10 protein-coding genes are annotated in these 11,624 nt (G+C 50.3%); 8 read left to right on the forward strand and 2 right to left on the reverse strand.

The features are described 5' to 3' along the window. Positions 1-8 precede the first annotated feature (8 nt). Both ACT6NU_RS11945 and ACT6NU_RS11950 read left to right on the forward strand, forming a co-directional pair. Positions 9-464 (forward strand): (2Fe-2S)-binding protein, encoded by a 456-nt coding sequence (locus ACT6NU_RS11945; protein ID WP_445381898.1) that lies wholly within the window; start codon positions 9-11, stop codon positions 462-464. Positions 465-475: 11 nt separating this feature from the next. After that, positions 476-2,683: a molybdopterin cofactor-binding domain-containing protein gene (locus ACT6NU_RS11950; protein WP_445381899.1), complete on the forward strand. Its 2,208-nt coding sequence runs from the start codon at positions 476-478 to the stop codon at positions 2,681-2,683. A 91-nt stretch (positions 2,684-2,774) separates the two neighbouring features. On the opposite strand, the gene ACT6NU_RS11955 is transcribed toward ACT6NU_RS11950, so the two are convergent. Then, complete coding sequence (locus tag ACT6NU_RS11955) at positions 2,775-3,161, reverse strand: hypothetical protein (RefSeq protein WP_445381900.1); 387 nt, start codon at positions 3,159-3,161, stop codon at positions 2,775-2,777. Between the two features lie 204 nt (positions 3,162-3,365). Here ACT6NU_RS11955 and ACT6NU_RS11960 point away from each other — a divergent pair, with 204 nt between their 5' ends. The 5 genes from ACT6NU_RS11960 (at position 3,366) to ACT6NU_RS11980 (ending at position 9,644) form a co-directional block, all read left to right on the forward strand. Then, positions 3,366-4,115 (forward strand): carboxylesterase family protein, encoded by a 750-nt coding sequence (locus ACT6NU_RS11960; RefSeq protein ID WP_445381901.1) that lies wholly within the window; start codon positions 3,366-3,368, stop codon positions 4,113-4,115. A gap of 18 nt (positions 4,116-4,133) precedes the next feature. Continuing rightward, a complete protein-coding gene (locus tag ACT6NU_RS11965; protein WP_445381902.1) occupies positions 4,134-6,278 on the forward strand; it encodes a thioredoxin domain-containing protein in 2,145 nt (714 codons plus the stop codon). A 78-nt stretch (positions 6,279-6,356) separates the two neighbouring features. Beyond that, positions 6,357-8,075: a GMC family oxidoreductase gene (locus tag ACT6NU_RS11970; RefSeq protein ID WP_445381903.1), complete on the forward strand. Its 1,719-nt coding sequence runs from the start codon at positions 6,357-6,359 to the stop codon at positions 8,073-8,075. A 1-nt stretch (position 8,076) separates the two neighbouring features. After that, on the forward strand, positions 8,077-8,790 hold the full coding sequence (locus ACT6NU_RS11975) for a gluconate 2-dehydrogenase subunit 3 family protein (protein WP_445381904.1): 714 nt from the start codon (positions 8,077-8,079) through the stop codon (positions 8,788-8,790). After that, positions 8,760-9,644 (forward strand): sugar phosphate isomerase/epimerase family protein, encoded by an 885-nt coding sequence (locus ACT6NU_RS11980; RefSeq protein WP_445381905.1) that lies wholly within the window; start codon positions 8,760-8,762, stop codon positions 9,642-9,644. The genes ACT6NU_RS11975 and ACT6NU_RS11980 overlap by 31 nt, the downstream gene beginning before the upstream one ends. 17 nt (positions 9,645-9,661) lie before the next feature. On the opposite strand, the gene ACT6NU_RS11985 is transcribed toward ACT6NU_RS11980, so the two are convergent. Further along, positions 9,662-10,756 carry a glycoside hydrolase family 130 protein gene (locus ACT6NU_RS11985; protein WP_445381906.1) on the reverse strand — a complete coding sequence of 365 codons (1,095 nt, stop codon included), beginning with the start codon at positions 10,754-10,756 and terminating at the stop codon, positions 9,662-9,664. A gap of 102 nt (positions 10,757-10,858) precedes the next feature. Here ACT6NU_RS11985 and ACT6NU_RS11990 point away from each other — a divergent pair, with 102 nt between their 5' ends. After that, positions 10,859-11,614: a M15 family metallopeptidase gene (locus tag ACT6NU_RS11990; protein WP_445381907.1), complete on the forward strand. Its 756-nt coding sequence runs from the start codon at positions 10,859-10,861 to the stop codon at positions 11,612-11,614. The last annotated feature ends 10 nt before the right edge of the window (positions 11,615-11,624 follow it).

The raw sequence follows: 11,624 nt of genomic DNA on the forward strand, positions 1-11,624 counted from the left end.
TTGAAATCATGGCAACATTTACACTTAACATCAATGGAGAACGTCGGGAGGTAGACGTGGATCCAAACACCCCAATCCTTTGGGTATTGAGAGACCAGTTAAACCTGGTTGGAACAAAATACGGCTGCGGTATTGCCCAGTGCGGGACCTGTACCGTTCACCTGGATGGTACGGCCGTGAGGGCCTGTATGCTTACGGTATCGGCAGTTGGGAACCAGGAAATCACAACTATCGAAGGCCTGTCTGAAAACGGGGAACACCCGGTACAAAAGGCCTGGCTGGAAGTGGATGTTCCGCAATGCGGTTACTGCCAGGCAGGGCAGATTATGACTGCAGCTGCATTCCTTGAAAAAAACCCGAATCCAACGGATGAGGAAATAGAAATGGCAATGAACGGCAATATTTGTCGCTGCGGAACCTACGTACGAATAAGAAAAGCGGTGAAGACTGCAGCGAACTCATAAAATAGTATACCATGGCACTTGTAAAAACAAAAATAGGAAGACGGGCATTTATCCGGAATACCGGCCTGGCCGGAGGCGGACTCGTTTTAGGTTTCAACTGGCTGGCATCCTGTAAAATGACTCCGGAGGAGTTAGCCACCTTGCCCGAAGAATGGTATGATCTTAACGGCTTTCTAAAGGTTGGTGATAACGGCATGGTGACCATCATGTCTCCTAACCCTGAAATCGGACAAAATGTGAAAACGGCCATGCCCATGATTGTGGCTGAAGAACTGGATGTTGCCTGGAAAGATGTAATAGTGGAGCAGGCTCCGTTAAATACAGATATTTTTACCCGTCAGCTGGCCGGTGGAAGCCAGAGTATCCGGCAGGGCTGGGATGGACTCCGGATGGCAGGAGCTGCCGGTCGTCAAATGCTCAAAGAGGCTGCCGCTGCCCAATGGCAAGTTCCGGTAGATGAGATTACCACCACCGAAGGGATGTTACACCACAAGGCTAGTGGGAAATCTGCTGGTTATGGGGAAATGGCATCCGCTGCTGCAGCACTGGAAATTCCCGAAGAGGTTCAATTGAAGGAATCAAAAGATTATAAAATAATTGGAACAGACCGTAAAAATGTGGACGGCCCTAAAATTGTAACCGGGCAGCCACTTTTTGGACTGGATATTCAAAGGGAAGGCATGTTAATTGCTATGATCGTGCATCCGCCGGCCTTTGGGATGAAATTAAAAGAGGTACAGACCGAAGGGATCAAGTCCATGCCCGGAATTAAAGATGTTTTCCCAATTGTGGTTTATCCTGAAGATGCTCAAAAACAGTGGTCAGACGGGGGAGCCATCCCGGAACTGGCCGTAGTTGTCGGGAACAGTACCTGGGAATGTATGCAGGCCAAAAAGGCCCTGCAGGTAGCCTGGGAGCAGGCCTCCGAACCGGAAAGCAGTGCTTACCATCGCGAAGGCCTTGCCAACCTTCTTAGCAAGGCACCGGAGAAACCGGCCCGTAAAGACGGGGACGTGGAGAAAGCCTTCAGCAGGGCAGCCAAGGTCGTGGAAAGTGTCTACAGTGCGCCCTTCCTGGCACACAATACCATGGAACCCATGAACTTTTTTGCCCATGTAACTCCGGATAAAGCGGAATTGCTGGGCCCGATCCAAACCCCGGAATTTCTGGAAATGACTCTGGAATCTGTCCTGGGAATGCCCAAGGAAAAAATCGATATTATGATGACCCGGATGGGGGGTGGCTTTGGCCGTCGTCTTTATGGGACCTTTGCCGTAGAGGCTGCCGTAATATCCCAGAAAATGCAGGCACCCATCAAATTGGTTTATACCCGGGAAGACGACATGACACAGGGTACTTATCGTCCTTCCTATATGGTAAAGTACCGGGCCGCACTGGATGAAAATGACAATTTAATCGCCTGGCACGTAAGAGGAGCAGGAACCAATGACGACCTGGTTTTTGAAAACCGCTTTCCTGCAGGAGCAGTGGAAAACTATCTGGCTGAAAAAACCGGCCTGTCTTCCAATGTAACCACAGGGGCCTGGCGGGCACCCAGATCCAACTTTATTGCCGGGGCTGAGCAGGCCTTTATGGATGAGGTGGCCGAGGCTGCCGGTAAAGACCCCATTGAGTTCCGTCTGGAGCTTTTTGACCGGGCCATCAACAACCCGGTGGGGGATCCCGAAAAGAATGATTACGACCCTGAGCGCTATGCCGGTGTTCTGAAACTGGTCAGGGAAAAGGCCAACTGGAAGGGCAGCGATGGTGGTGGAAAGGCCAGGGGAGTGGCTGCCTATTATTGCCACAATTCCTATGTGGCTCAGGTTATGGACCTGACTATGCAGGGGAATACGCCTAAAATAGACAAAGTCTGGTGTGCGGTAGACTGCGGGATCGTTATTAACCCGCTGAGTGCCAAAAACCAGATCGAGGGAGGTATAGTAGATGGAATTGGCCATGCTACCTATAGTGCCCTAACCTTTGAAAACGGGAAACCCCAGCAAGATAATTTCGATACCTATCGCCTGATCCGGAACGTGGAGGCGCCCAAAGAAATAGAAACCTTTTTTGTGGATAACGGAATTGACCCTACCGGACTGGGAGAACCTTCCCTTCCGCCTATACAGGGAGCTCTTGCCAATGCCATGTACAAGGCAACCGGAAGGCGGTATTACCACCAGCCTTTTATCAATAACCGGCCACCACTGGTAGGATAGGATAATAGAGGCTTTAAAAAGTTAAAGGCTTACGTAACCCAGCGGAACGTAAGCCTTTTTTTTAATGGTCTTTTGCAAGTAGGTAAACCGTTTAATAATGTTCCGTCAAAAAGGCAAAAAATGCTTTCTTCAGATCGGCATAAATAGCCATTTCCTGCTCCATCCTTTTTCGTGTTTCCAAATGTGTCCTTACCAGGATTCTGTCCATACTTTCCTTTTTGTCATAAGATTGCCCGGTAATTCGGATTTCATGCTCTTCAATCGTTTCCTTCAGGTCTTCAATCCGTGCCTGGTGCAGGATAAATTCATTTTGAAAATGCTCCAGGGACCTTAAAATGTCGGGATCGTTGTAGCGTACCACCAACTCCTCCAGGCGGTGGTTGAAAATTTTAAGTTCATCCAGGTAAAAATTAAGGGTGGAATTCCAAAGCTTGTGCTCAAAATGCAGGTCTGTGTTATAAAGAAGTGCTTGCTCCATACTACTATTTTTAAATTTTTCGATTTGATTTCCGGCCGGACATTTGAGCCCGGATCATTAATAAATTTAAGATTGTAGTCTTTTCTGAACTATGATAAGCATCAGTCCGGCACCTATTTTTTTGCCTTTTTAGAAATAACTCGCAATTACTATTGATTTGTGCAGAGGCTTCTTTTCGGGATAGTTTTGATATCTTCACCGGGCATGGATAAAATGATCAAAAATAGCTGCTTCCTGCTGCTTTCTGTAATGATTTCTTCAGGCTGCGAAGCCCAATCCCGGCTGGTATTCGGGGAGCAGCAGACCACTGTTGACGAAACATTGAGGTATTATTTGTATTACCCTCCCGGTTATGATGCAAACGCAGACTCAAAATACCCCCTTATGTTGTTCCTTCACGGAGGGGGCGAGTCGGGGGCAGACCTGGCGGCCATAAAAAAAAACGGCCCCCCGCGTATGATGGCTGAAGGCAGGGATTTCCCTTTTATTGTGCTGGCGCCCCAAAACCCCCACGAAAAACAATGGTGGAATATCCGGGCCGTCATGCAGCTGCTGGAAACCGTGGTGTCGGTAAACCACGTAGACCGGGACCGTCTGTATCTGACCGGCCTCAGCCGGGGTGGAAGTGCCTGCTGGGACATTGCTGTGCAGTTTCCGGATACCTTTGCAGCCATGGCCGTGGTCTGCGGGATGACGCCGCTTCCCTATGCGTCCTGGATCGACAAAGACATGCCTATCTGGGTCTTTCACGGTACGGAGGATGCCGTGATTCCTTTTTCCGAATCGCAGCAGATGGTAGCCAAACTAAAGGAGATGGGTTACCCGGTAAAATTTACAGTTTACCAGGGGGAAGGTCATAGTGTCTGGGAACAGGCCTACCTAATGGATTTACTTTATGATTGGATGGGGCAGCAGACCAAAGCATCCCGTAGCGCTGCCCCGATACCGAATTAGTTTGTATTTTAGCCTGCTATGAAAAAGGCCCTATCAACACATTTCCCTGTATACCTGAAACCTCTTTGCCTCTTGCTGTTTCTTTGCTGTTTAAATTGGGCATGCAAAGGACCTGAAGCTGATTCCCGGCGCAATATGCTTGCCGGGGAAACCAGCCCCTATTTGTTACAACATGCCGAAAACCCTGTGCACTGGCAAGCCTGGAGCGATAATATTTGGGAGATGGCCAAAGCCGAGGATAAGCTTGTTTTAATCAGCATCGGTTATTCTTCCTGCCATTGGTGCCATGTGATGGAAGAGGAAACCTTTGAAAATGATTCGGTCGCACGCTTTATGAATGAAAACTTTATAAACGTAAAAGTAGACCGGGAAGAGCGGCCTGATGTGGACCACGTGTATATGACAGCCGTACAACTGATGACCGGCTCGGGCGGATGGCCTTTGAACGTTTTGGTTTTACCCAACGGAAAACCCCTTTACGGAGGTACGTATCATCCAACCGAAAGGTGGATGCAGGTCCTGACAGAAATCAACCGCCTCTACCGGGAAGATCCCCAAAAGGCAAATGAATATGCAGACCGTGTGGCCAAAGGGATCGCAGAAGTAAACCTGATCGAAGCACCGGCTGCCGAAGGAATCCCGGGGATGGAGACGATCTCAGGAGCTGTGGAGCTCTGGAAAAACGACTGGGACCTGCAATGGGGTGGGTTCAGGGGAGAGCAGAAGTTTATGTTGCCCTCAAACCTGGATTTCCTCTTGGATTACGCATACCTTACAAAAGATCAGCAGGCAGGGGAACATCTCAGGAAAACGCTGCGGCTGATGAGCAGAGGGGGTGTTTTTGATCAACTGGGCGGGGGCTTTTACCGCTACAGTACCGACTCTGAATGGAGAATTCCCCATTTTGAAAAAATGCTTTACGATAATGCCCAGCTTATTGGGGTGTATGCAAGGGCTTTTAAATTTTATCAGGATCCCGAATTCCGGGAAACAGCAGAACGCATATTTGGATTCCTCAGGCAGGAAATGAAAAACCCTGAGGGAGGCTATTATGCAGCCCTGGATGCGGATAGTGAGGGGGTTGAAGGAAAATACTATACCTGGTCTGGAGCGGACCTGAAGTCACTCCTGGGTGGGGAGTTTGACACCTTTGCGGACTATTACGGAATTGAAGGGACAGCCGGCCAGAACAAAGCGGATTGGGTACTGTATCGCAGCCAGTCAGACGAGGCGTACGCCCAAAAGCGGGGCATAACCCTTCCTGAATTAAGTGCATTGAAAAGCAACTGGCATAAAGTGCTTATGCAAGAGCGAAGCCAGCGGACACGCCCCGGGATGGATGATAAGATCATTACCTCCTGGAATGCATTGTTGGTCACTTCCCTGGTAACAGCCTACGAGGCCTTTGACAATGCTGACTACCTGAAAGAAGCAGCAGGTCTCTTTGCCAGAGTGATGGAACAGACCTATGATTCCGGAGACCTGCAGCACAGCTTTAAAAAAGGAGCTGCAACCCAGCCCGGCTTCCTTGAAGATTACACCTATATGGCCCAGGCGGCTTTCAGGCTCTATCAGGCAACGGCCGATGAGGCGTACCTGAATACCGCAGAAGAACTGATAGCAGAGGCCGAAGCGCGTTTCCGGAAAACGGATTCTCCGCTCTACCGGTTTAAAAAAGACGATGAACTCATCGCAGCCATTGTAAAAACCACAGACGGGGTACTGCCCTCGCCCAACACCGTAATGGCGGATTTATTTCTGAAGCTGGGCCATTTTAAGTATGACAAGGCCTACCTGCAGCAACACCAGGAAATGCTCCGCCTGCTCAGCGGTAGATTTTTACAGAGCCCTCAGAACTACGCCGCCTGGGGTAGCCTGTTGCTGTTACAGCAGAATAATTATTACGAAGTGGCCATTGTCGGGGATCAGGCAAGGGATCTCCAAGCGGAAATGAACCGGAATTTCCTGCCTAATGCCCTGGTGGTTGCCAGTAAGATGCCTTCGGAATTACCGCTATACGACCAGCGTTTTGTAGCCGGGGAAACCTATATTTATGTCTGCCAGAACCACAGTTGCAAACTCCCTGTGACCACAGTTGAAAGGGCGCTTTCCCAGCTGAACGAGAAGGACAGCCTTATTTTGTCCCTACCTCAGCCTTTCTGAATCCTATTAAAATTTTAAAATAAATGCTGGTCAAAACAGCAGAAGGCTTGTATCTTTAGTAGGAAAGAACAAACCAACATGCAAATTAAAGAACAGGGCACCGTGTACGACGCCATAATTGTCGGTTCCGGTGCAGGAGGGGGAATGGCTACCAAGGTGCTGGCAGATGCCGGCCTGAAAGTTGCGGTAGTGGAGGCCGGCCCCTTCTTTGATCCGAAAAACCCCGAACAGCAGACTCAAATGAAATGGCCCTATGAATCCCCGCGTCGGGGTGCCGGGACCACCCGGGCATTCGGGGAATGGGATGCCGCCTATGGCGGATGGGAAATAGAGGGTCAGCCCTACACCCACAAAGACGGCACTCGTTTTGACTGGTTCCGCTCACAGATGCTGGGGGGCCGTACCAATCACTGGGGCCGCATTTCCCTACGTTTTGGCCCCAGAGATTTTAAGCATAAGGATGTGGATGGCCTTGGGGATAACTGGCCCATATCCTATGAGGATGTAAAACCGTATTACGATAAAGTTGACAAATTGATAGGGGTATTCGGAACCCGGGAAAACCTGCCCAATGAGCCGGACGGCTTTTTCCTGCCGCCTCCCAAACCCCGCCTGCACGAACTGTATTATATCAAAGGTGCGCGCAAAGCAGGAATACCCGTAATCCCCTCCCGTATGTCTATGTTGACCAAGAAAATTAACAAGGAGCGGGGCGTTTGTTTCTATTGCGGGCAGTGCAGCCGTGCCTGCCAGGTATATGCCGATTTCTCTTCCGGCAGCTGCCTTATTTTTCCTGCCCAGAAAAGCAGGGGGCAGGTAGACCTTTTTGTAAATTCTATGGTACGGGAGGTTACTACCAATGCCGAGGGAAAGGCCACGGGAGTTTCCTACATCAATAAGGAAGACCGCAAAGAATACAGCCTAAAGGGGAAGGTAGTAATCCTGGCAGCCTCCGCCTGCAGTTCGGCCCGTATCCTCCTGAATTCAAAAAGCACCCAACACCCCAACGGACTTGGTAATAGCAGTGATATAGTCGGCAAATACCTGCACGACTCAACCGGGGCCAGCCGCGCCGGGTTTATCCCGGCACTGATGGACCGGAAGATATACAACGAGGACGGGGTAGGGGGCATGCACGTTTATTCCCCCTGGTGGCTGGACAATAAAAATCTGGATTTCCCCCGGGGTTACCATATAGAAGTGTGGGGCGGCATGGGGATGCCCAATTACGGCTTTGGTTTTAACCCCAATGATTTCAATAAATTCTTTGGTCTGAAAACCGGGGGCTACGGAGAGCAACTGCGCAGGGATGTGAAAAAATACTACGGTTCGGTAGTGGGCTTTGGGGGGCGTGGAGAATCCATTGCCCGCAAGGACAACTATTGTGAAATAGATCCGACCACTGTAGATGAATTCGGGATACCCGTCCTGCGTTTTCACTACAAATGGTCCGATTACGAGCGAAAGCAGGCCCGTCACATGCAGCAAACCTTTGAAGAGATTATTTATAACATGGGCGGTGAGCCCCTGGGGAGTACCCCGGCTGCCGAATGGGATTACGGCCTGGAAACCCCGGGAAGGATAATACATGAGGTGGGCACCACCCGAATGGGGGATGATCCGAAAACCTCGGTAACCAACCGTTTTCAGCAATTGCACGAGGTGGATAACGTATTTATTACCGATGCGGGGCCTTTTGTCTCACAGGCAGACAAGAACTGTACATGGACCATCCTTGCCCTTTCCTGGAGGGCATCGGAATACATTGTAGATCAACTCAAACAACAAAATATCTGATATGGACCGCAGAGCGAGTTTAAAATCAATTTTATTGGGAAGTGTGGCCGGGGGGCTGGCCCTTTACGGTTGTAAACCTTCAGGAGAAGGGGCTGATGACCTGCAGGCACTGGTGGATGAACGCTTTTTCGGACGAACCCCGGAGGAAAAGGAACTTATTGCGGAACTGCAGGCGGAAACCTTTTTCAATCCGCATGAAATGGAAACGATAGCAGTGCTTTCCAACCTGATCCTGCCGCCCAATGAAACTTCCGGAGGGGCTGTAGATGCAGGAGTGCCGGAATTTATTGAATTTATGGCCAAAGACATTCCCGAATTGCAAACCACCCTCAGGGGCGGCCTGATGTGGCTGGACCACCGCAGTAACACGGACTTTGGTACCGAATTTAAAATTACGGAACCCGAAAAGCAGAAAGCCCTGCTGGACGGCATTGCCTATTACGACACAGACCTACCCATGGGAGACCACCCGCTGGAGATCCAGTTTTTTAATCTGATGCGCAACCTCACGGTATGCGGGTATTATACCTCCAAGATCGGCATCGAAGACCTGGGGTATAAAGGCAATATGCCCAACGTATGGGATGGGGTCCCTCAGGACGTGCTGGATGCCCATGGCATGGCCTATGATCCCGAATGGGAATCCCGTTGTGTAGACCAGAGCAAACGGGGGATTATTGCTGAATGGGACGAGGAGGGAAATTTGCTGACCTGATTCGTCTGATGGGGAAGACCAACTTTTGGTTTATTGTTATCCTTGCAGCCCTCTGTATGTGCTCAATGGTTTCAAACGCACAAAAAATCGGGTTGCAACTCTACAGCCTGCGCAAGCAGTTCAAGTCCGATGTTGAACAAACGCTCCAATTTATCAAAAGCAACAACATTCAATATATAGAGGGTGGGGATACCTATGGGATGCCCCTCCCGGAATTCCTGGCATTGCTCAAAAGGTATGGTTTACAGGCTGTAAGTGTAGGGGCCTCCTTCGAGCATCTGGACCGTGAACCGGAAAAAGTGCTTGCCCTGGCCAGGGAATACGGAGCTGAATTTATAATGTGCGCCTGGATCCCGCACCGCCAGAATCAATTTGGCCTGGCTGATATTGAAAAAGCGGCCAGGGTCTTTAACAAGGCCGGGGCACTGTTCGAAAAAGCAGGGCTGGAACTGGTCTATCACCCGCATGGTTATGAATTCAAACCCTACAGCAGCGGAACGCTTTTTGACGAACTGCTCTCCAGGGCAGAGCACTTTCGTTTCGAGATGGACGTGTACTGGGTACAGCATGCCGGGCAGGATCCTTTGGAACTTCTCAATACCTATCCACAGATGTTTCCCCTGTTGCACCTCAAGGACATGCAAAGGGGATATAAAGGCGATTTCAGCGGGCAGGCAGACGTCAATACGAATGTAATTCTGGGGGAGGGGCAAATAGACATCGCAGCCATTGTCAAACGGGCAGGGGAGTTGGGTATTTCCTATATTTTCCTGGAAGATGAATCAGATTCCGTACTGGAGCAGCTCCCGAAGAGCCTGGCTTATCTCAAGCAGCTCAGCTCCGTAAAAGATTAACCCCCTGAAGACCAAAACTAGTGATTTGTTGCGGGCCGTATTGCAACCCCAACCATAGAATCAGCTGTGCCGTAATACAATATCCATTGATCCCTGAAATACACAAGGGCCTCTGTAAAGGTGGTACCGGCCTGGTACTGGCCGCTGAGTTCGTGTGGCAGGCTGGGGCAGATAAAGGGCTTCTCAAGACGTTTGATAAGTTTGGAAGGGTTATCCCGGTCAAAAAGGGCCTGACCACCGCAATAGGTGCCTTCCGGGGTTTCTGTTCCGGCCCCGGGACCGCTCAGGTTTTTCCCATTGTAGATCAGCAGGAAACCCTCCTCAGTGTAGAGTGCCGGAGGGCCGGGTTCCACCAGATGGCTGTCAAACTTGCCCGGGCTTGGCAAAAAACTTTTAGCGAGCTGTCCTTCAGAATCCCGCTCTGGTATCCAGTCCATTCCGTCGCCGGAACGGGCTACATTTACAAAAAGTTCCCCCCAGTACATGATGTACTCTCCGTTTATTTTTTTGGCGATCAGTCGTCCGTTTTTCAGTTCGGTCACTACGGCGCCTGATTTGCTCCAGGTATCGAGAAAGGCACCGTCATAAGCATTTTCAAACACAGGCCCCTGTTTGGTCCAGTGGTATAAATCCCGGGAAGTCGCACTGGAGAGCCTGGCGGTCTGCTGGTTCCAGCTGGTATACAGCATCAGGTAACTCCCGTCTTCAAGCTCTACCACCCTGGGGTCTTCCACCCCGCCAGGGTAATCCCACTCGGAAAAGGCATCATTGTCCGGAAATAAAACAGGCTGCGGATACTTTTCAAAATGAAGCCCGTCGGTACTATAGGCAAGGCCAATGCGCGAGGTGCGTTCCCCAAGCCTGGCGTCCGGGTTGTCCTCCGCGCGAAAGAACATAAAAACCGTGTCGTTCCGAACGATGGCAGCCGGGTTGAAAACATCGGCCTGCTGCCAGTTTACGCTGTCTTTTTTCACAGGGCAGTAAAAGCGAAAACTTGCATCCGCCTGCAATACCGGGTTAATTTCGGGTTTGGTGAAACCGGTGAGCCAGGGCTGCTGCGAGCTCAGGGCAAAGGGGATAAATAACAGGAAAAAACGTATATAATTCTTCAAGATTTCAGGGAAATATGGGTTTGCACCTAAAGGTAAGCAATTGGTTCATACGTATGCGCCCTGCGGGATATTCCTCAGGAAGGAATTCCTATCTTTAAGCCCATGATTCAGCGGAGAAAGCATAGGAGTTACCTTTATATAGTCATTCTTACTGTTTTACTGTTGTCGGGTAGTTTACAGTTGTTCAGTTGCAAAGGCGAACCTTCCCGGGAACAGCCTGCCCTTCAGGGCCTGCCAGCCGATACAATCCCTTCAGACACCACTGAGGTTGAGGTTAAGGCTCCAACCTTGCCGCCACTGGAAACGCTTCCGGACAGCCTGTTTATCCGTCTGGCGGATTACAGTAATGCCTTTTCGTATGATCTCCGCTATGCCACAGCCAATAATTTTTTAAAGGAGGCAGTATATGAATGTGCGGAATGCTATACCCGGGTCAGCACAGCGCGTGCACTTATAGCCGCGAATGCCGTTTTTCAGAGCCAGGGCTACCGCATCCGTTTTTTTGACTGTTACCGCCCCAATAGTGTGCAGTACGCCATGTGGGACATCTTCCCCAACCCACAATATGTCGCGAACCCCGTAAAAGGATCTATCCATAACAAGGGGGGAGCGGTAGACATCACCCTGGAAAGCCCGGACGGGGAAATGCTGGACATGGGTACAGATTTTGATTTTTTCGGGCCCCGGGCACATCACGATCACACAGCCTTACCGGCCCATGTGTTGGAAAACCGACGTCTTTTAAAAAGCGTAATGGAAGCCCACGGTTTCTGGTCCATACGGACGGAGTGGTGGCATTATAATCTGAAGGCTGCATCTGCCTATGCGGTGGCCGATTTTAAATGGGAATGCCCCTAATGACCACCGT

Source organism: Robiginitalea rubriflava, from assembly GCF_052540725.1.

Coding starts and splice junctions, on each gene's coding strand:
- ACT6NU_RS11980 (WP_445381905.1), top strand. CDS start 8,760: ATGGGACGAGGAGGGAAATTTGCTGACCTGATTCGTCTGATGGGGAAG.
- ACT6NU_RS11965 (WP_445381902.1), top strand. CDS start 4,134: ATGAAAAAGGCCCTATCAACACATTTCCCTGTATACCTGAAACCTCTT.
- ACT6NU_RS11955 (WP_445381900.1), bottom strand. CDS start 3,161: ATGGAGCAAGCACTTCTTTATAACACAGACCTGCATTTTGAGCACAAG.
- ACT6NU_RS11975 (WP_445381904.1), top strand. CDS start 8,077: ATGGACCGCAGAGCGAGTTTAAAATCAATTTTATTGGGAAGTGTGGCC.
- ACT6NU_RS11945 (WP_445381898.1), top strand. CDS start 9: ATGGCAACATTTACACTTAACATCAATGGAGAACGTCGGGAGGTAGAC.
- ACT6NU_RS11970 (WP_445381903.1), top strand. CDS start 6,357: ATGCAAATTAAAGAACAGGGCACCGTGTACGACGCCATAATTGTCGGT.
- ACT6NU_RS11990 (WP_445381907.1), top strand. CDS start 10,859: ATGATTCAGCGGAGAAAGCATAGGAGTTACCTTTATATAGTCATTCTT.
- ACT6NU_RS11960 (WP_445381901.1), top strand. CDS start 3,366: ATGGATAAAATGATCAAAAATAGCTGCTTCCTGCTGCTTTCTGTAATG.
- ACT6NU_RS11950 (WP_445381899.1), top strand. CDS start 476: ATGGCACTTGTAAAAACAAAAATAGGAAGACGGGCATTTATCCGGAAT.